The 20,482-nt window shown below is 61.4% G+C and carries 16 protein-coding genes; 10 read left to right on the top strand and 6 right to left on the bottom strand.

Going from position 1 to position 20,482, the window contains the following annotated elements; translation table 11 throughout:
• Positions 1-30 precede the first annotated feature (30 nt).
• Both ACP8KU_RS08440 and ACP8KU_RS08435 read right to left on the bottom strand, forming a co-directional pair.
• The gene (locus ACP8KU_RS08440) at positions 31-1,269 is read right to left on the bottom strand and encodes an Rv3212 family protein (RefSeq protein WP_484483600.1); all 1,239 of its coding nucleotides are present in this window, start codon (positions 1,267-1,269) and stop codon (positions 31-33) included.
• A complete protein-coding gene (locus tag ACP8KU_RS08435; protein ID WP_484483599.1) occupies positions 1,266-2,624 on the bottom strand; it encodes a DEAD/DEAH box helicase in 1,359 nt (452 codons plus the stop codon). The genes ACP8KU_RS08440 and ACP8KU_RS08435 overlap by 4 nt, the downstream gene beginning before the upstream one ends.
• Positions 2,625-2,697: 73 nt before the next feature.
• Between ACP8KU_RS08435 and ACP8KU_RS08430 the strand changes: the two genes are divergently transcribed.
• From ACP8KU_RS08430 to ACP8KU_RS08395, 8 genes are all read left to right on the top strand, one after another.
• On the top strand, positions 2,698-2,922 hold the full coding sequence (locus tag ACP8KU_RS08430) for a DUF3107 domain-containing protein (protein WP_484483598.1): 225 nt from the start codon (positions 2,698-2,700) through the stop codon (positions 2,920-2,922).
• 66 nt (positions 2,923-2,988) lie between these two features.
• Positions 2,989-3,942 (top strand): DUF3152 domain-containing protein, encoded by a 954-nt coding sequence (locus tag ACP8KU_RS08425; RefSeq protein ID WP_484483597.1) that lies wholly within the window; start codon positions 2,989-2,991, stop codon positions 3,940-3,942.
• 10 nt (positions 3,943-3,952) lie between these two features.
• Positions 3,953-4,741, top strand: coding sequence for a hypothetical protein (locus ACP8KU_RS08420; RefSeq protein WP_005277551.1), 789 nt, complete (start codon positions 3,953-3,955; stop codon positions 4,739-4,741).
• Between the two features lie 32 nt (positions 4,742-4,773).
• Positions 4,774-7,881 (top strand): ATP-dependent helicase, encoded by a 3,108-nt coding sequence (locus ACP8KU_RS08415; protein ID WP_484484167.1) that lies wholly within the window; start codon positions 4,774-4,776, stop codon positions 7,879-7,881.
• The gene (locus ACP8KU_RS08410; protein WP_023016925.1) at positions 7,874-11,053 is read left to right on the top strand and encodes an ATP-dependent helicase; all 3,180 of its coding nucleotides are present in this window, start codon (positions 7,874-7,876) and stop codon (positions 11,051-11,053) included. The genes ACP8KU_RS08415 and ACP8KU_RS08410 overlap by 8 nt, the downstream gene beginning before the upstream one ends.
• Before the next feature lie 99 nt (positions 11,054-11,152).
• Entirely contained in the window at positions 11,153-12,271 is a 1,119-nt protein-coding gene (locus ACP8KU_RS08405; protein WP_005277555.1) for a potassium channel family protein, read from the top strand.
• On the top strand, positions 12,272-13,003 hold the full coding sequence (locus ACP8KU_RS08400) for an NAD(+) diphosphatase (RefSeq protein ID WP_284631409.1): 732 nt from the start codon (positions 12,272-12,274) through the stop codon (positions 13,001-13,003).
• The gene (locus tag ACP8KU_RS08395; protein ID WP_284631408.1) at positions 12,996-15,050 is read left to right on the top strand and encodes an ATP-dependent DNA helicase UvrD2; all 2,055 of its coding nucleotides are present in this window, start codon (positions 12,996-12,998) and stop codon (positions 15,048-15,050) included. Before ACP8KU_RS08400 ends, ACP8KU_RS08395 begins: the two co-directional genes overlap by 8 nt.
• Here the strand turns inward: ACP8KU_RS08395 and ACP8KU_RS08390 are convergent.
• On the bottom strand, positions 15,028-15,894 hold the full coding sequence (locus ACP8KU_RS08390; RefSeq protein WP_284631406.1) for a hypothetical protein: 867 nt from the start codon (positions 15,892-15,894) through the stop codon (positions 15,028-15,030). The two genes, ACP8KU_RS08395 and ACP8KU_RS08390, sit on opposite strands and share 23 nt — an antisense overlap.
• A gap of 121 nt (positions 15,895-16,015) precedes the next feature.
• Here ACP8KU_RS08390 and ACP8KU_RS08385 point away from each other — a divergent pair, with 121 nt between their 5' ends.
• Positions 16,016-16,537 carry a SprT-like domain-containing protein gene (locus tag ACP8KU_RS08385; RefSeq protein ID WP_484483596.1) on the top strand — a complete coding sequence of 174 codons (522 nt, stop codon included), beginning with the start codon at positions 16,016-16,018 and terminating at the stop codon, positions 16,535-16,537.
• Between the two features lie 6 nt (positions 16,538-16,543).
• On the opposite strand, the gene ACP8KU_RS08380 is transcribed toward ACP8KU_RS08385, so the two are convergent.
• The gene (locus ACP8KU_RS08380) at positions 16,544-18,001 is read right to left on the bottom strand and encodes a zinc-dependent metalloprotease (protein WP_484483595.1); all 1,458 of its coding nucleotides are present in this window, start codon (positions 17,999-18,001) and stop codon (positions 16,544-16,546) included.
• A gap of 93 nt (positions 18,002-18,094) precedes the next feature.
• Here ACP8KU_RS08380 and ACP8KU_RS08375 point away from each other — a divergent pair, with 93 nt between their 5' ends.
• The gene (locus tag ACP8KU_RS08375; protein ID WP_284638337.1) at positions 18,095-19,159 is read left to right on the top strand and encodes a YlbL family protein; all 1,065 of its coding nucleotides are present in this window, start codon (positions 18,095-18,097) and stop codon (positions 19,157-19,159) included.
• A 22-nt stretch (positions 19,160-19,181) separates the two neighbouring features.
• On the opposite strand, the gene ACP8KU_RS08370 is transcribed toward ACP8KU_RS08375, so the two are convergent.
• Both ACP8KU_RS08370 and ACP8KU_RS08365 read right to left on the bottom strand, forming a co-directional pair.
• The gene (locus tag ACP8KU_RS08370) at positions 19,182-19,850 is read right to left on the bottom strand and encodes a beta-N-acetylglucosaminidase (RefSeq protein ID WP_284631402.1); all 669 of its coding nucleotides are present in this window, start codon (positions 19,848-19,850) and stop codon (positions 19,182-19,184) included.
• A 36-nt stretch (positions 19,851-19,886) separates the two neighbouring features.
• The gene (locus ACP8KU_RS08365) at positions 19,887-20,423 is read right to left on the bottom strand and encodes a PPA1309 family protein (protein WP_005277569.1); all 537 of its coding nucleotides are present in this window, start codon (positions 20,421-20,423) and stop codon (positions 19,887-19,889) included.
• Positions 20,424-20,482 lie beyond the last annotated feature (59 nt).

The raw sequence follows: 20,482 nt of genomic DNA, 5'->3' as shown, positions 1-20,482 counted from the left end.
ATTCGCGCGGGAGCAGCGAGTGGCACTCGCTTAGTCGCTGCTGAGGCCAACGACGGTATCGCCGCGGGTTTCTACAATGGTCTCGCCCGCCAACGTGAGGTGGACGGGACCACGGTAATCTCCGCGGTCGACGGCTATCTCGCGCAGTACCTCCCCGGTAGACCAGTCCACCACTGATATGCCCTTTTCGGTGGGCATCAGCATGCGCCCAGCCACTGAAATTGGGGTGCCGATGGCGCCGTCAATGACGTGATCGATCCGCAAATCACTGGGGGCTAAAAGGTAGAGGCGCTGCCCACCAAACCACGTCATATGGTGCGGGAGATCCGCAACGGCCGGGGCGAAAGGGCTTGTGCCGTAATCGATGGCGTCGGAAGGCTTTACTGGGGTAGAAGAAAGCTTGTCGCCCTGGTTGTTGTAGGACTCAATGCGGGGTTCTGGGCCGGGGACATAGACCGCGGCGGCGTCTTGGCCCACCGCGATAAGCCGCGCCCCATCGCGATCGACGGAGATATCGGCGTCCATTTCTGGTTCCCGGGAGTCCTCCGGGGTGGTGGTTTGAAACCTTAACCAGGTGGTGTGAGGTTCTTCCGGGCATGATTCCGTCAGCGCGAGATTCTCGGTACGCGTCAACGCCGAAGAAATGGTGCACTCCTCGTGCGGTTGCTTCTGCGCCTCCTGCTTGGCCTCTACGTCGCCGTATTCCACGGTGCGCACGAGATCTGAGCGCCACAGATCGATTCGCCCGGCAGAAACGGTCCCTACACGGTCATTGGATTGCACGGGTACAACATCCGGGGAATTAATAGCGCTGCGGGTGGAGTCATATTCACCCGTCGCGGCGTCGATGGCAACCGTATCCCCGCAGCCCACGCCCGTGCGATAGGTGGCAACCACCTTGCCCCAGGCGGTAGAAAGCGAGCAGAGTTCGGCATCGCTGCGGGTATAGGTCCAGGCCGTGGAGCCATCGGCATTGGTGGCCGTGAGTACATCGCCATCGTGGCTAATGCTCAACCCGTGGGTGGAAATGGCGCGGTATTGGCCGGGTACGGGCTGGTTGGGCAGGCTGTAGGCAGTGGTGAGGGAGGAGGGGACATCGGCAAGCACAGCGGCATCGCTTTCCCCAGGAACGGCCTCTTGGTGCAGGTCAGCCTGGTGGATATTGGCCGTGGCGACTGCCCCGCCCACCGCGATGGCGCAGATAGCGCCGATGATGCCGGTGGCCTTCCAATCCGCCGCGGTAGCCCGCAAGATGGGGGCCTTAGTCATCGGCGCCCTCCTCGGGGCGTGCCATTACCGCGCCGAGCCCCGGAACGAGACCGCGACCGAGACTGGGGTCGCGTCTGGGTCTGTCCCGCGGAACGCTTATGCGCCGGAATCTGGCCAATCACGCTGGTGGCAGGCCCCACCTTTTCCTGCACACCAGCGGGGATGGAAAGCGCCTGGGCAAGCTCCGGGGAGGTGGAGAACCACTGCGGCGGCGTGGCCATATCTAGGCCTAGCTCATCGTTGATGACCTGCCATTTGGCCAGCTCATCGTAGCCAACGAGGGTGACGGCGGTGCCGGTGTGCCCAGCGCGGCCGGTGCGCCCGATGCGGTGGATAAAGGTCATGGGATCATCGGGAACCTGGTAGTTGATGACGTGGGTGACATCGTCGACGTCGATGCCGCGCGCCGCGATATCGGTGGCGACGAGGATCTCCACCTCACCCGAGCGGAAAGCCTGCAGGGACTTCTCCCGGGACTTTTGGCCCAAGTCACCGTGCACGGCGCCGACGCGGAAGCCGCGCTCAGCAAGGTCATCGGCTAATTGCGCCGCCGAGCGTTTAGTGCGGGTAAAGATGATGCTGCGCCCCCGGCCTTGGGCCTGCAGGATATGCGCGATGACCGCCACCTTATCCATGCGGTGGGCCTGAAAGGTGACCTTGCGGGTGGTTTCGTGCGTGACCTCATCCGCCTCCGATTCGGCCCGAATGTGTACGGGCTTATGCATGAACTGGCGCGATAGGTTCAAGATTGCGCCCGGCATGGTGGCAGAAAACAGCATTGTTTGGTGCGCATTGCCATCGAGTGCTTCCAAAATGGCCTCTATGGAGGGCAAAAAGCCAAGGTCCAGCATCTCATCGGCTTCATCGAGCACCACGATGGCGACGTGGCGCAGGACCAGATCGCCGCGCTCATGCAGATCGAGCAGGCGGCCTGGCGTGCCGATGACCACGTCGACGCCGCGCTGGAGGAGCTTAATTTGCTCCTCATAGGGGCGCCCGCCGTAGATGGCAGCGAGGCGGACCGGCAGGTGCGCGGCCGCGTCCTGCAGATCCGCGGTGACCTGCTGCGCGAGCTCGCGGGTGGGCACGACGATAAGCGCCCGCGGCGTCCCATCCAGCGGGGCAATATCCGCGTCATCAAAAACGCGGTCGAGCAGCGGTACGCCAAAGCCAAAGGTCTTGCCCATGCCGGTGCGCGCCTGGCCAATGAGGTCTTGGCCATTGAGCGCAATGGGCAGGGTTAATTCCTGGATTGCAAAGGTTCGCGCGATGCCACGGTCAGCGAGCCCATCGCAGATTTCGGCGGCGACGCCGAGCTCCGCGAAGGTCGGTGGCTGGGTTTTTATGACAGACACACCTTGATAGTAGCCGGGATGGTTATAGTGGGGCCATTGGCATGTAAAACTCTAATTAGAGGAGGATAATTTTATGGATATCAAGTTTGGTTTTGCAGATACCCCGCGCGAGCTGATTATTAGCGCTAAGGGCGAGCAGGCGGAGCTGACGCAAAAGATTAATAGTGCTTTGGCGGAAAACGCCACGTTGGAGCTAGAAGATGACAAGGGCCGCAAGTACCTCGTGCGCACGGACCGCGTGGTGTACGTCGAAGTTGGTGCCGCGAAGAAGCAGTCCGTCGGTTTCGCCGGCGCCTAAGCTTGGGGCTTTCTAAAGGTTTGCTAATTCAGTGTGTGAATAAGCAACCGGGTATCCTCAATGCCTATGGAAAGTAGGCAGAATCGCAAGGCTCAGCAGGGCCATGGGCGAATTCCGGATCACCCGAACCCGGTGGTCCGGTTCGCCCGCCGCTACGGCTGGTGGCGTGTGGTGGCTATCCCCGTGATGGTGCTGCTTACCGTCTGGGTGATTGTGGATATCGCGTCTGGCTCTTCGGGCGATGACAATGGCGATGCATCCAGTGCGGAAACTACCGCCGCCGCCACTCCTACCCACGAAGATCTCACGGGCCCGGATCCCGCAAATGCGGAGGCGGTAGAGCGCGAGATTAGTGAGATGCCCCCTGGAAGTGACTTCACCAAAAAGGGCAAGGGCACTTTCCACGCAATCGGCCGCCCCGGTGCTGTAGCCGGTGAAGGCGGCGAGAAGAAGGTCCGCTATTCCATCGAGGTAGAAGATGGACTTAATACCGCTCCCTACGGCGGCGATGATGCCTTTGCCGCAATGGTGGAGGCAACCCTTGCGGATCCACGCGGGTGGACCGCCCAAGGTGACTTCGAATTCGAGCACGTTGCCTCCGCAGACGATCCCGATACTCGCATCCAGCTGACCTCATTAGGTACGGCCGCGGAGCGGTGTGGTGAGAAGATCGAAACGGAAACCTCCTGCCACACCATGTTTACCGGCGAATCCACCACCATCATCAATGAGGCGCGGTGGGTACGCGGAGCCACGCCTTTTGAGGGCGATTTGGGCAATTACCGCCAGTACGTCATCAATCACGAATTGGGCCACGCCATTGGCTATGCCTCCCACCAGCAATGCGGCGGCGAGGGCAAATTGGCCCCGGTGATGATGCAGCAGACGCTGAGCTTGAACAATAAACAATTGCATGACCGCAATCCCAAGGAGGTCTATCCTGATGAGGATGTGACCTGCGAGCCTAACCCGTGGCCATATCCCAATCCGGAGCACAAGGATCCCCACCAACCCCAATAAGGAGTACTGGATGCCGCTTCCCCCAGAGCATGTTTTAAGCGCCTTCCACGCGGAGACCGGAGCGACAGGGTCGCGCCGGGCCCAAGGCGATCAGCTGGGCCCGGTTTGGGATAACGGCATCAAGGTGGGAGACGTTGTCTACTCCCAGGCCGGCCCTTTCGCGGCGTGGTCTGCCAAGGTGCGCGAAAGGCTCAGCGTGCCGGGCGCGCGGGTATCGAGGCCGGTTCTCGCGAGCGACGGGCGCCATACCGCGGCCGGGTGGAAGGCGACGCAGTTCCTTCCCGGCGAGGTCACCGGGCGCATCGATGAAGCGGCGCAGACGGCCTTGCGCTTGGACGATGCCATGGCCAATGCACCTGCGCCGCCGGGTGCGCACCGCGATGATGCCTTTGCCCGCGCGGAGCGCACCGCCTGGGCGGAGACGGGGGAGGCCTACGATAAGGCCGCGCTTGCCGATGTCCCCTTGGTCACCGCTCATACCGCTCTGCTGACCACCACGGTCTTTTATGGCGCGCACCCACCGGGAATCGTGGATCTCGTGCCGAGCCAATCTGCCCGCCCGGCGGGGTGGAGCGCAGCGCTCGTGATCGTGGACGGTTTGATCGCACAGGTGGTAGATGATGATATCTGCCAGCGGTTTGGCCACGTGCCGGGCATGCAGGAGCTTTTGCTGCGGGCGGTGTCTTACCGCCGGCATATCAATGATCTGAATCCGCGGTCGCGCTCGAATGTGCGTTCTAATATTGAGCGGGTAGAACAGTTTCTTGTGTCTAGGGCATCTGCGATACTGGGGCGGTGACTTACAATCCCCATTCCACCGCCCGCGCGGGAGTGGTCTTACCGCCGTCGCCCGAGGTACGACTCATCGCCCGCACCCCGTCCGCATACGCTCGTTCCTGGCCTGTTGAGCTGCCGGAAACCGGTACCTGGAAGGTAACCGGCACCGCTGGAACCGGCGTATCCAGTTTTCTTATCGATACCGTCATTCATGCCCTCGACCGCGCCCAGGAGACGGGGGCAGATCCCTCCGGCATCCTCGTTGTCGCCGCCTCCAAGGAATCCGGCGCCCGCCTGCGCCGCGAGCTTTCGGAACGCCTCGAAGATTATGCGGCACAATCCTCCATGGTCCGCTCCATCCACTCCTTGGCCTTTGCCCTTCTGCGCAGTGCAAGCGACGAGGAATTGCGCCTTATTACCGGCGCGGAACAAGATGCCGTTATCCGGGAATTGCTCGAAGGCCACGCTGAATCCGGCCACGGCGACTGGCCAGAGGAAGTCCGCCCCGCCCTTGAGTACGTAGGCTTTGCCCGCCAACTGCGCGATTTTCTTTTGCGCTCCATTGAACGAGGACTTAGCCCCGCGGATTTAGAGAGCCTCGGAGCTAAGTACGGCCGCGGTATGTGGAGTGCTGCCGGTACGTTCCTGCGCGAATACGAACGCGTCCAAGCCCTATCCGGGGCGCATTCCTATTCCGCGGCCGAGTTAGTCAACCAGGTCTTGCTGCGCCCAGAACTTACGAGTTCGCATCCGTGGCACACCATCGTGGTCGATGATGCCCAGCTATTAGATCCCACCGCGGGCAAGCTCATCTCTCGCTTGGCCTCCGATGCACAATTGCTGGTCATCGGCGGCGATGCGGACCAATCCGTCTTTGCCTTCCGCGGTGCGAATTCGCAGTTCCTCGAGGAATTTCCCGCGGAGAACTCCGTCGAGCTTTCGCAGCCGCACCGCAGCGGATCTCCGGCCTGCGTTTCCATCGTGGATTCTGAGGGCCGCCTGCGCGATGTGGTGGCCGATACCGTGCGCCGCCGCCATTTGGACGATGGCGTGCAGTGGCGCGATATCGCCGTCATTGTGCGCTCAACGGCGGATATTGGCCAGATGCGCCGCACCTTGCTGGCCGCCGGGGTGCCCGTGCATATCAGCCCAACCGACGTCATTTTGGCTGAGCAGCGCCTAGTATCCGCCATGCTCCTTGCCCTGCGCGCCTTGGAAGAAGACCTCAGCAATGCGGAGCTCGAGGAATTGCTTACTGGGCCCGTGGGCGGGGCGGATCCCGTCACACTGCGCCGCCTGATTCGCGGCCTGCGCCGGTGGGCGCCCGATACGCGCGGCATGGATAGCCTGCGCGAGCTCTTGCACGGCGATCTACCGGACTTCAACGGACAGCTCACCGAACGCGAGTTTTCCATCCTGGAGCGCGTGCGCGCGGTACTCGCCGCGGGCCGGCAGGCCATGCAAGCCCAAGCCTCTGTGGAAGAGATCCTGTGGGAAGTATGGAGCGCTACCGAGCTGGATATGCGCCTGCAGGCATCCGCCTTGCGCGGCGGCGCCACCGGCTCCCAAGCAGACCGCGACCTCGATGCCATGATGGCGCTCTTTGACGCCGCCGGTGATTACTCCGAGCGCCGCCCCGGCTCCTCACTGCAGTCCTTTTTAACCCACATCACCGAACAAGAACTGCCCACCGGCGTCCGCGACCGCCGCACCGCCATCCCACAGGCCGTGGAGATCATCACCGCCCACGGCGCCGTCGGCCGCGAATGGGATACCGTCATCGTCGCCGGAGCCCAAGAAGGCGCGTGGCCCTCGCTGGGGGAGACCGGGTCCATTTTTGGCCAAGAAGATCTCATCGATCTCCTGGACCGCGATATTGAGCCTGATACCCCTGTTAGCCACATCGCCTCCCGTCTGGCCGAAGAGCGCCGGCTCTTCCACGTCGCCACCACGCGCCACCGGAACCGGTTACTCATCGCTGCGGTGGAAAATCCCAACGAGGATGCCTTTGCAGAGCCTTCCCGCTTCATCGCGGAATTTACTGGGCGCGGGGTTGATGTTCCCGGCACAATGGCGCGCCGGGAAGCCAGCCGCGCCTTGCGCGCCACCCAATTTCCCCGCGAGCTGGGCTTAGACGTTCCAGAGCCAGCACCGGTGTCCCTGCGCGATGGACTCGAGGTCGATCCCCTCGATATATCGGTGCTGTCTGTACCTTCCTTCGTGGCGCAATTGCGCCGCGTGGTCGCGAACCCAGAATCCGGCGAGGCGGAGCGGCGTCAGGCGGCCCGGCAGCTGGCGCGTTTAGCGCAGGCGGGAATCCCAGGCGCCCACCCAGACCAGTGGTTCTCCGCGCGCTCTGTGGCATCGCATACGCAGCTGCGCGGTAGCAAGAGCCTATCGCCATCCCGGGTCGAAGCCCTGCTCAACTGCCCGCTCAAGGCGATTGTGGGAAACTTGGCCGAAGATCCCAGCGGCGCCGAGCACCTCTTGCGCGGCACCATGGCACACGCCTTCTTGGAGGCCATCGGCCGCGGCATGGATGCGGAAAAGGCCCGCCTGCTCGTCATGGAAGCCTATGAGCTCATCCTGGATGTTCCGCAGTGGCAGCTACAGAGCAAGTTGGAAGAATTCTCCCGCCTGCTGGAGCGCACGCAGCAATGGGCACAGCAATCCGAGGTTAAAAATGAACTCGCCGGGGTGGAAGTACCCGTCTACGTCGAGGTCGCCCCGGATATTCGGGTCGGCGGATTCATGGACCGCTTGATGCAGGACGGGGATGGAAATTACCTGGTCGTGGACCTCAAGACCGGTAAATCTGCAGCGACGCAGGCGGAGGCGGAAGAAAACCGCCAACTAATGACCTACCAATTGGCCTTGTCCCGGGGAAGCTTCGACGGGCAGCGCGTGCGCGATGGCGAAGGGATGCCGCGCGCAGGCGGAGTTCTTGTCTATCCCGGAAAAGATTCCAGCAAAATTACCACCCGCACACAAAGCCAGCTCACCGCAGAGGCCCTGGAAGAATTCTCCGCACTTTTGCCACCACTGGCGGCGGAATTGCGCGGTCCGCAGCTTACCGCCCGCACCAATAAGGATTGCGATAAGTGCCCCATTCGTACCATCTGCCCAGTGCAGGAGGAAGGAAAGATGACCATCCATGCCTAAGCAGAATTTTTCCCCGGAACAAATAGCGAAAGCACTGGGCAAGGACTACCCACCCACTGAGGAACAAGCCCACGTCATCGAGGGTCCTTTTGGCCCCAAGCTTGTGGTGGCCGGCGCGGGTGCCGGTAAGACGGAAACCATGGCCTCCCGCGTGGTCTATTTGGTAGCCAATGGCTACGTGCGCCCAGAGGAAGTGCTGGGGCTGACCTTTACGCGCAAGGCGGCGCAGCAACTAGAACAGCGCATTCGCCGCCAGCTCATTCAGCTGCGCGATTCCGGGCTCATCGTCCCCGGCAGCCCCGCTGCGGAGGCGCTTAACAATATCGCACCTACCGTGGCCACCTATGATTCTTATGCCGGCGAGCTCGTGCGCGAATACGGCCTCCTGGTCCCAGTAGAGCCCTCGGCGCGCATCATCACGGAAGCAGAGCGCTTCGCCATTGCTTATGACGTGGTGAAAAACTACGGCGGCAAATTATCGGATGAAAAGACCTTGGGTTCCATTACGGAAGTCCTGCTCAAGATCACCTCCGATATGGACAATTCCTTGAAGGATCCGGATGATATCGCCGAATTCGCACGGGATTTTCGCGCCGATATAGACAACCTGGAAAAGGCCCCGAGGACGAAGGGCGAGTATTCCAGGGACCTGCAGAAGTACATCAATGTCCAGGATCTACGCGTGCAGTACGTGCCTTTGATCGAGGAACTCAAGCGCGCGCAGGCAGAGCAGCAGGTCATCACCTTTGGCGAGCAGATGTCTGTAGCGGCGCGCCTCGCGCAATCGCACCCGGCGGTGGGCAAGCAACAGGCGCAGCGCTACCGCGTGGTCATGCTGGATGAATATCAAGATACGTCTTATGCCCAGCGCGTACTCCTGCGCAGCCTCTTTGGTGGGGAACACAAGGACATTTCCGTGACCGCGGTGGGCGATCCCATGCAGGCCATTTATGGCTGGCGCGGGGCTACCTCAGAAAACCTCACCGCGTTTGTGGAGGATTTCCCGCAAGCCGATGGCACGCCTGCTCCCAAGGATCAGCTCACTACCTCGTGGCGCAACCCGTCGGGTGCCTTGGAGCTGGCCAACTCGGTGGCGGCCGGGGTCTTTGGGGGCGGCCCGCGGCCCGTCGATGAGCTGCACGCGGCCCCGCACAAGGGCGAAGGCGAGATTGAGCTGGCCTATTTCGCCAGCGAAGACGAGGAACACGAGTTTATTGCGCAGAAATTAAGGCAGCAGTGGGATGCGCGCGAGGGCGATGGCTTTCGCGCAGCGGTGCTGGTGCGTACCAACCGGCAAACCGCGGCCATTGCAGCAGCCTTGGATGCCGTCGATGTCCCCAATGAAATCAATGGCCTGGGTGGACTGCTGTGGCAACCGGAAATCCAGGACCTCGTAGCGCTGGCGACCATGCTGGTGCGGCCGGAAGACGCGCAAGCGGCCCTCCGCATTTTCGCCGGGCCCATTTGCGGGCTGGGAATGGGCGATATTCAAGCCCTTGCCGCGCGCCAAAAGAACCTGGCGGGGGCAAAACAAGAGCGCCTGCAGTGGGAAGAGGGTATGGATCCTGAGGAGTATCTGCGCGCCCAATTAGCGCAGCTTACGGCTGAGGGCCCAGATCAAACGGTGGGGCTTGCCGATGCCCTGGCGGACCTCGGCGAGCGCGACCGCTATACCCCGCAGGGCTTGGCGCGCATGGAAGAGGTATCTGCCAAGCTGCGCTACCTGCGCACCTACTCGCTATCCAAGCCTTTAAGCGATCTCTTTGCGGACATCGAGGCCATCTTCAATATCCGTACCGAGGTCCTTGCCCGCGGCAGCGCCGGGGGAGCCACCCACCTGGATAAATTCGCCGATATCGTCGCCGGATTCCACGGGGATTCCCTGTATGCGCTCCTAGATTATTTGGAGCTCGCCCGCGAACATGAAGATGGCCTCGGGCTTGGGGAGGTGCCCGCCTCAACGGATCGCGTACAAATCATGACCGTGCATAAGGCCAAGGGCCTGGAGTGGGAACACGTCTATGTCGTGCACGCTGACTCTTCGAGCTATAAGGCCCAAGCAGAGACCTTTTTGTCCAAGATAGAAAAGGTGCCCGGTGACAATGACTACATCGAGGTCTCACCGGATGCGGTTACCCGCTCAGAATTCGAAAAAGCCTGCAAGGCATTCTTGGATGATGACCGCGCGCATAACGCGGAGGAAGCGGCTCGCCTGTTTTATGTGGCCCTCACCAGAACCGAGTCCACGTTGACCGTTACCGGCTCCGGCACGAATAACCGGACGGGCAAGGCTAAGAAGGGCCCGTACGAGTACCTCGAAAGGCTAAAAGAAACCTTCCCCCAGTACGTAGGGGAATGGACGGTGCCCGAAGAGCCGGTGGAAACCTCGGCTCATGCGGCAGAAAGTGGGCTCTTCCCGGCCCTTGAAGCAGATCCGGATTCCCTAGCCGGCGCGGATGCGGTCCTGGCCGCGATGGAGGACCTTCCTGAGTTAAGCCACGGCGAGACCTTCGAGTTGTGGGAACAGGATGCGGGCGCGCTCATTGAGGAATACAAGTCCTTGCAGCAACCGGTTGTGAATGTGGAACTTCCCAGTGAACTTACCGCTTCTGACATGGTGGCCCTGGGCAGCGATCCGCTACAGTTTGCGCGCCGGCAACGCCGCCCCGTGCCGTTTAAGCCCAATTCCTATGCCAAGCGAGGCACCGCCTTCCACGCGTGGCTGGAAGAGCGCTTTGGCAGCCCCGCGCTGCTAGGGGAAGAGGAATTGCCGGGCATCGATGAGCCGGAGGATTTCGATCTGGAAGAGCTTAAGGAATCTTTCCTGAATTCCGAGTGGGCGCAGCGCCAGCCGGACTTTGTGGAGGCGCCGTTTGAAATTACCATCGGCAGCGCGGTGGTGCGCGGGCGAATGGATGCCGTCTTCCGCTTGGCAGATGACACCTGGATGGTGGTGGATTGGAAGACCGGGCGGCCGCCGAAGGGTACTGCCATGGAAGCGGCGAAGATTCAGTTGGCGGTCTATGCCGAAGCCTGGCGGCGCATCCACGGCGGCGATAAAATCCGCGCCGCTTTCCATTATGTTCACGATGGTTATACTTTTGAGCCAGATACTTTAGCCCAAGGTGAGGAGCTGCGTAGCCTGCTTGAATCGTCAGTAGCAGGCCACTAGGGCTAAGGTATGGGGACGGAACGCGGACGATGAATGGATAGTTGCGTCCCCGTATAACCGGCGGAATCAAAAATCGATCCAGAAAAGAAGGCTGGGCCAGTGGCCAAAAAACATGCGAAGGTGCTCAAAGGGCGTATTAAACAGCGCTTTTTGCCGCAGGTCGAGTTGTCCTCGCAACCTGATCACGCGCTCCTTGATGTCATCACTGTGCCCAAGGATCAAAACGCCAGCCCGTGGCGCCAGTTGGCCAAACGCGCGCTGTGGGCATTTGGCATCCTCATCTTTGTCACCATCGTGGTGTACTTAGACGGTGAGGGCTATAGCGAGGACATGTCGCTTTTGGATTCCTCCTACTATGCCGCCGTCACCCTGACTACCGTGGGGTATGGCGATATCGTTCCCGTTACGGAGCAATCGCGGTTTATCAACCTCGTACTTATTACCCCAGCCCGCCTCGTCTTCCTTGTGCTGTTGGTTGGTGCGACGCTATCCGTGCTGACGGACAAGGCCCGCCGCACCTTTGAAATCCAGAACTGGAGAAAACAATTGCGTAACCACACCGTCGTTATTGGCTATGGAACGAAGGGCGCCGGGGCAGTCGCCGCGCTCTTGGCAGATGACGTGCCCACCTCCCAGATTGTGGTCATCGATAATAACCGCGCCTCGCTGGCTCATGCGGAACACCATGGGCTGGTCACCATCTTTGGCTCGGGCACCAAGCAGGACGTGCTTAAGATCGCCGGGGTGGAGCACGCAAACTCCATTGTGGTCACCCCGTCCTCGGACGATACCGCGGTGCTGTGCTGCCTATCCGTGCGCGAGCTTGCCCCCAAGGCCAAGATTGTGGCCTCGGTGCGCGAGTCCGAAAACCGCCATCTCTTGCTCCAATCCGGTGCAGATTCCGTGGTGACGTCTGCAGAGACCGCCGGCCGCCTGCTGGGGCTTGCCACCGTGACCCCCACCGTGGTGGAAATGATGGAGGACCTGCTTTCTCCTAACGAGGGCTTTTCCGTATCTGAGCGCGCCGTGCGCGAGTTCGAGGTTGGTTCCAACCCGCGCCACCTGGCGGATATCGTGCTCGCGGTGCTGCGCAATAACGAACTTCACCGCGTTGATACCGCTGATGCCTCCGCACTGAAACCGGGCGACCGCCTGCTGTATATCAAGCATGACTTGGAGCAACCCGTGGAAGTGCAGGATGAGGACGAGGAGGATTAATTGTATTTGCCCGTAACGCACACGGGTCTAGTGCCTGCCACCGCGAGCGGGGACGCCGCGTTGGTGGAGCAATTGCCGGAGGGCGTGGGGACACCGGAGATGGTGGACATCGGCACGCTGCACGTTTTTGCCTGCCCGGAAGCAATCGCGCGGGGGATGGGGCAGCTGCAACCTGCGACTTTTTTCGCCGATAATACCCTCGTCATGCAGGCCATTGCCTTGATTCGCAACCGGCTGGAGCAGCGCTTCGATCCGCGCACGGGCCACCCGTTGGACTATCCCACGCCGGGTATTATTGGCCGCGATCCGCAGGATTCGCGCCGCATGGTGTTTCCGCGCCTAGACCCGGCGGTTATCGGGCTCATTGAACTCAAGGGCGAGGAGCAGATTTTGCTGGCGCGCAATCGCGGGCGCAATAGCTTCTTTTCCTTGATCGCCGGATACGTGGAACCGGGAGAGACCATTGAGGCCGCCTTTGCCCGCGAAACCATGGAGGAAACTGGGCGGCGCATTGAGAATCTTCGCTACTGGGGATCCCAGCCGTGGCCGCCGAGTGGCTCGCTTATGCTGGGCTTTCACGCAGAGACATCGGATGTCCAGCCCACCTGCCATACTGATGGGGAACTGGAAGAAATTCGTTGGGTGACCCGCGCCGAGCTGCTTGAGCTCCCGTTGGCCACCGCGGGTTCTATCGCACACACGATGATTATGGAGTGGTATCACGGTGAATAAGCCGGATTTGTCCCTGCTGGATGAGGATCAACGCCGCGCGGCCACCGCCCCGCGCGGGCCGGTGTGCATTTTGGCGGGCGCGGGCACCGGTAAGACGCGCACCATTACCTATCGCATCGCCAATATGGTGGATCAAGGGTTCGTAAACCCCCAGCGCGTTTTGGCCGTGACCTTTACCGCGCGTGCGGCAGGAGAAATGCGGGATCGCCTGCGCATGATGGGCGTGGCTGGCGTGCAGGCCCAAACCTTTCACGCGGCCGCGCGGCGCCAGCTGAAGTATTTCTGGCCGCAGGTCGCAGGCGATCTGCCGTGGACTCTATTGGATAATAAATTCCCGCTGGTAGCCCGCGCGGTGCGCTCGGTGGGGCTGGATAATTCCAAAGACATGATCCGCGACGTGCTGGCGGAAATCGAATGGGCGAAATCCGCGCTGGTCAGTGCGGAGGACTATGAGAGCGTCATCGCGGAAACGGATCGCACCGCCCCGGCCGATGCCGCCAAGGTGGCCGAGGCCTTCCGGCGCTACGAGAAGGCCAAGGCTACCCCGGATATGATGCATCTGGACTTCGATGATCTGCTCATGCACATCGCTGGCGCCATCGAAAATGTTCCGGCCATTGCAGAGACCTTCCGCGAGCAGTACCGCACCTTCGTCGTTGATGAGTACCAGGACGTCACGCCCCTGCAGCAGCGCGTGCTGAATGCTTGGCTGGGCGATCGCGATGATCTCACCGTGGTGGGCGATGCCAACCAGACCATCTATTCCTTCAATGGCGCATCGCCGGAGTACCTGTTGAATTTTTCGCGCAGCTATCCGGACGGGACCATCGTCAAGCTGCAGCGCGACTATCGCTCTACGCCGCAGGTCACGGACCTGGCTAATCGGGTCATCGGCAAGGCTACGGGGCGCGCGGCGGGCACCCGCCTGGAGCTGCAGGGTATGCGCGAGCCTGGGCCGGAGCCGACGTTTAAGGCCTACGAGTCCGAGGAAAATGAGGCGCAAGAGGTGGCCGGGCAGGTGCTCACCCTGCTCAATCAGGGCGTGCCGGCCTCAGAAATTGCCATCCTGTACCGCATCAACGCCCAGTCGGAACAATTTGAGCAGGCGCTTGCCGATGCCGGAGTGGTCTACCAAGTCCGCGGCGGTGAAGGTTTCTTCCGCCGCCCGGAGATTCTGGAGGCCATTCGCGTGCTCATTGCCGCCACGCGCCGCGATGATTTGCCGGAGGACCCCGTGGCGATTGCGCGGGCCGCCTTCGTCGAGCTTGGGCTCAGCGCCACCGAACCGCAGGGCGCGCAGGCCCGCGAGCGCTGGCAATCGCTGAACGCGCTGGTGGGATTGATTGAGAAGATCGTGGAATCCACCCCGGGCATCGATCTCAACGGGGTGCTGGGTGAGCTGCGCCGCCGCTCTACCGATAAGCAAGCCCCCGCCATGGAGGGCGTTACTCTCGCTACGGTGCACGCGGCAAAGGGCTTGGAGTGGGACGCCGTCTTCCTCGTCGGACTGAGCGAAAAGCTCATGCCCATCAACCACGCCATTAAGGCGGGTAACGAGCAGATCGAGGAAGAGCGCCGCCTGTTTTATGTAGGCATTACCCGCGCCCGCGAGCACCTAGCCCTGTCGTGGGCATTGGCGAAGACCGCCGGTTCCAGGGCCTCCCGGGAGCGCACTCGGTTCCTCGACGGCATCGCGCCAGGCGTGGAATCGGCTGCGGGAAGTGGCCGCTCCCGCCGCCCGAAGCGCTGCCGCGTATGCAGCGGGGTACTAGAGACCCCGGCGGAAAAGGTCATTGGCCGGCATGAAGACTGCGAGGGCAATGGCGATGACGAGGTGTTTTCCGCCCTGCGTTCGTGGCGCGCGCAGGTTGCCCGGGAAGAAAAGGTTCCGGCCTATGTCATCTTTACGGATGCCACGCTGCAGGCCATCTCAGAAGAGCTGCCAGCAGATGAGGCGGAGCTATTGTCCATTTCCGGAATAGGGCCCAATAAGTTGGAGCGCTACGGCGAGCAAATCCTGGAGGTCATTCGCTCGGTGCGGATGTAGCCAGGTTGACCTTGCCGCCGTAGCACACCGGGCAGCGCGGATGGGCGATGGCCGTGCGCTGCTGGTGGCGGCCGTAGACGTCTACCTCCCATTGTTGGCCCGGGCGCGGAGAAGAGGTGGGCGCGCCTGGCGGGAGGGGGCGCTTGCTTAAGCGGCGGATCACCACCTGTGCTTGTGCCGCTACCGCATCGATGACCAGCTTTTCTGGCTGCCTGCGCACGCTAGTGAGCTGGGAGGCGATGGTGGTCCACTGCGGATCCGCATCCACGCGGAATAAGTGAATGCACAGCGGGCAGGGGCCTTGCCCCTCCACGCGCAGGGGTCCGATAATGCCGCGATTGTCCAGTACGGAGATGGGTAGCCACGTCGTCGGGGTGCCGGCAAGCGCATTGGCGCAATCGATGGGGCAGTGGAGCTGGTCGATGGCAAGCACCGTAAAAAGCCCATCGAGGTCGTGGATATAGGAAAAGATATTGTCCTCATCAAGGGGGATGCGCACCGTATATCCATCTGCTGCCAAGCGGGCGCGCAACTCTAGAGCAAGCGGGGATTCGCCCAACATGATGATGGTTTCAGGCTGCTCGGGGTGTGGTGGCTGAGGCCAGAGGATGCCATAGTCCAGGGCATCATCGATAAGGCTGCTGGCGGCGGCGCTATCCAAGCCAGCCGCTTCCAACCGCGCCGCCAATTCCCCGGAATCGACCGGCTGATGGGCCGTGGCAAAGGCGCGAGCCACGCCTTGTGCATTGCCCGTATCCGCCACCGCCACCCGGGTGGCGTCCATCCCGAATTGCACCACGGAATCCTCGCGGCAAAATACGCCGCACCCTGGCGCCAATGTCACACGTTGGGCCGTGCCTTGTGAGCCAGTCACTGGTTCTCCCCCTCGATTCCCCTTTTATCACCCCGAATACGGCATATGTGCCGCATGTGCGTCCATTGCACCACAGGTACAATGGCCTGTCATGTCGAGCACGCAACCACCAGGACGTAACCACCCTGCGGTCAAGGTTATCCGCTCTGCGCGGCGGCGAAAGTCGGTGCAGGCGCGCATGGTGGCCGGGGTATTGGAAGTGCGCATTCCGGCCTGGATGTCCGCCCGCGAGGAAAACGAGGCGGTACAGGACATGCTCGCGCGCCTAGAGAAGAAAACCGGTGGTGGTGCGAAGACCGATGCGGCGCTTCTTCAGCGCGCCGAACAGCTCAACGCGCAGTACCTGGACGGCCGCGCGTGGATTGGGTCCATCCGGTGGGTGAGCAATCAAAATACGCGGTGGGGTAGTTGTACTACCTCCACCGCGGATATCCGGCTGAGCAACCGCCTACAGCAGGTGCCGGATTACGTGTTGGATTCGGTCATTATCCATGAGCTGACCCATACCTTCATCCCGCGCCATGGGCGCGAATTCTGGCAGTGGGCCGATAGGGTGCCCTACGCCGAGCGGGCCAAGGGCTACCTTGAGGCCTACCAGCGCTGGGGCGGTTAGCGCGAGCTACTTATCCTCGCCGCCGTTGTCCTTTTCGGAGCTGTTGTCGCCGTCGTCCGCGTCGTCGCTGCTCTGCGCATCCTTGTCTTCTGCAGAATCCTTGTCCTCTTCGGACTTGCTTTCGGAGTCCTCGCCGGAGCCCTCGCCGTTTTTGAGCATCTCTTCGAGCTTGGCAAATTCTTCCTCGAAGCCCTCATCCGGCTCATCATCCAAGAGGGAATCGATGAAGGCGGCCGGGTTATCGAGGTGCTCTGCGGTGGGCAGGAAGTCTGGGTGGTCCCAGGCCTTATCGCGCTTTTCGGCACCTACGGCCACGGTGGCGCGGCGCCACAGCTCGGCGGCCTCGGTGACCTTGGGGGCGTTGAGCTCGATGCCCACGACCTTGCTAAAGGCCCGCTCGGCAGACCCGCCGGTGCTGCGGCGGTGTGCCCAGGCCTCAGTGAGCTTGGAGGTGGAGGGGATGCGCTCGCCCAAGGCCTCGCTTACGACGTGCTCGGCCCAGCCCTCGACCAAGGCCAGCAGGGTTTCCAGCCTGGAGGCGGCGGCGGTGTTCTTGGAGGTAACCCGCGGAGAGAGATCCATTCCCTGCAGTTTGCTCATGGCTTCCTGGATGGCCTGCGGGTCGCCGGATTCCAGGTTCAGCTCGCGGGCGAGCTCTTCAATGTGGGAGGTATCAATGACCAAGCCGATGGCGTATTCCTCCACGGAGGAGACGATGCGCTCTACCAGCCACGGCACGTGCTTAAACAGGCGCTGGCGGGCGGCCTCGCGCGCGGCGATGTAGACCAAAACCTCCTGGCCAGGAACGTTGAGCTCGCGCGCGACCTTCTGAATGGTATGCGGCAAAAGCGCCACCGTATTGGCCGGGGCGATGGGCAGGCCAAAGTCGGAGCCGGTCAGCGCCTGGCTGGCGAGATCGCCTAGGGCGTGGCCTAGCTGCATGCCGAAATTCATGCTGGACATCTGGCCCATCATCTTGGTCATCGGGCCCATCATTTCGCGGGCCTCTTCCGGCATGGATTCCAGCTGGGCATCGTTCATGTGCTGGGCCACGGGGGTGACCATGCGCTCCCAGGCGGGCATGGTTTCTTCCAGCCACTGCTTGGAATCCCATGCCTGCGTGGTACCGGAAGCGGTGGGGAGAATGGAGGCATCGTCAAGCCAGAGCTCCGCCAGGCGCACCGATTCTTCTACTGCCTTGGAGTCTTCCGCGCTGATGCTCTTTGACTTGGGGATCTGCTGCAGGGCTATGCGTTTGGCCATGTCGTAATTGACCGGCCCGGAGTTCTGGGGCGAGTTCATGGACGAGCCCATGCCGGATAGCATCTGACCGAACTGGTTCAGCATGTCTCCGAGGCCGCCACCATTACCGCCGCCGAATGCGCCGAACGGGTTCTGGTCACGACGGCCGTCATTATCGTCGTCATCGTTATTTGGGAAAGAAAAACCGAATCCGTTGCTCATGCGCTCCAATCTACCGGCACCGTGCGGAAAGTTTCCATGATCACAGCAACGCTGACAGCGAACAGTACGCCAAAGGTTGTAGGCTATTGCTTCGTGAATTCTCCTGCTAGCCGTCGCGTCCGCACCATCGCCTGGGGTGCCATCCCCGTTGTGCTTACCGGTGCGTTGGTATCGCTTGACCATATCCCGGGCACCGATGTCTCGCTGACCGTTCCTTATGCCGCCGAAGGCCCTGGCCCTACCGTTGATACGCTGGGTGAGGTTGATGGCACCCACGTTGTTGATGTGCAGGCGCCGAAGACCTATGAGCCCAGTGGTCACCTCAATATGACCACTGTGTCCGTGCGCACCAATATGACCTTGGCGCAGGCGCTGGGGCGCTGGGCGCTTACCGATGACACTTTGGTGCCCATCGATACCGTCATTCCGCAGAATATGACCGATGAAGAGGTCCAAGAATCCAATAAGCAGGCCTTTACCCAATCTGAATCCGCAGCCACCATTGCGGCGATGGACTATTTGCACCTGCCGGTCAAAATCACCGTGGCCGAGGTCATCGAGGACGGCGCCGCCGCGGATCACCTCAAAAAAGACGATGTCATCACCGCCGTCGATGGCACCGAGGTCACCGAGCCGAGCGAGGTTCAAGACATCATCAAGGACAAAAGCCCCGGCGATAAGGTGAAAGTCAGCGTCACGCGCGGGGATAAAGAGCTCAGCGAAGAAATCGAATTGGGCGAAAACCCGCACGATAAGGGCAAGGCGTTGCTGGGAATCGCCATGCTATCCCAGCCCAAGGATGATATCTCGGTGAACTACAACCTGCAGGATATCGGCGGGCCATCAGCGGGCATGATGTTTACCCTGGCGGTCATCGACAAGCTCAGCGATGAAGACCTAACCGGCGGCACCTTCGTGGCTGGCACCGGCACCATTCAGGCCGATAGCAAGGTCGGGCCGATTGGTGGCATTGAGCATAAAATCGCCGCCGCGCACGAGGCAGGCGCCGAGCTTTTCTTGGCGCCCAAGGACAACTGTTCAGCAGCAGCCGGCAGTGACCACGGCGATATGACCATTGCGCAGGTAGAAAACCTCGACGATGCCGTGGCGGCCATGAAGGACTTTGCGGCGGGCAAAGACGTCAAGGAATGCAGCTAAAAAGAGCTTGTGCGGCCGAGGCCTAGTCCTTTACTAGGCCCAATTCCTTAATCTTTTCTTCCGGGTCCACCTGGTCAGAAGAGATCATCTGCTGCATGACCAGGCCTTCCTTATTATCCACCACGGTGATTACGGCCGTGGTGCCCAACGTGGACCAGCCGACGACGCGATCGCCATCGTCCTCGATGGCATGGGAGCTGCGCAACTCCGTAAGTACCTGGGTGGTTTGGGAGGCCTTGGAGTGGGACTTAAAGAACTGGAATTGGCCCACCTTAGGACCGGAGCAATTGTAGGAAGAGTCCCCGCCGGTGGAATCGCAGCGCTCAAACTGGGCGAATAGGTCCTTGGGTGCCAGCGACTTATACACGTCGTAGACTTTGGCGACTGACTTATCCAATTCGCCGCCAGCACTCGGCTCGCTGGTGGTGCTTTCCTCGGAAGCCTCGTCTTCATCCTTGTCCGCCGATTCTGATTCCGAGGAGGACGCGGCGGAGGATTTGGTGCTGGATGCCGTGGATTCCTCGTCGTTTTCCGCCGTCGTGGTGGAGGCGGCAGGAGTGGTCTCTACGGGGGCATCGTCAGGCGCATCAGCACCGGAGGAACAACTTGCCGCAGCCACGCTGAGTCCTAGTAGCGCTGCCGCTGTAGCGGTACGGGCAGGAAAACGGCGGGAGAAGGAAAGGCGTCGCACTGTATAGAACTCCTTGGTTGCGGGCTTAATTGCCACCTAGTCTAGTTCATCCGGATCCTGGTTGAGGCCATAGCGCAGCGCGGCGATCACACCGGGGGCCACCTGCGGGCCGCCGCGGAGCTGAATATCGTCCTCAGCAAAGGGGCCGGCCGCCTCTAGCTCTTCTTCCGTGGGACGCAGCTGCAGCAAGGTGGTCTCGATTCCTTCCTCGCGCAAGGCACCCGAATACAGGCGCGCCGGGCGAGGGGAGGGGTCCTCGCTGGAGGTATCCCGGAATTTGATCTCCTGGGCCAAGATGGCGCCCGCAACCTCGCGCGGCCAGGCCAGGCGGGAGACGTAATCAGCCAATTCCTCAGAACCCGGCTCGATGTTTTCCGGGACATTGTCTTGCACGATAAGGGTCAGCGGGGACGCGGTTTCCTCATCCATGGCCGCTAGCTGATCCGCCACCAGATGGGTGGGAACAAGGGCGAAGATGGTGGGGCGGGCGTCCCACCCTTCAGCATGGACGAACTCCACGGCCTCCGTCATGGCGCGGTTTAAAGCTGGCTGTGATAATTCGGGGGAACTCATAGGCATCCTTATTCGTTATCTGAGTATTGATTCCTTAAACTGGGAAAAGTCTACATGTT

This window comes from Corynebacterium sp. LaCa_282, assembly GCF_057198125.1.
The sequence above is the reverse complement of the archived record's forward strand: the minus strand, read 5'-3'. Positions and strand labels throughout refer to the sequence as shown.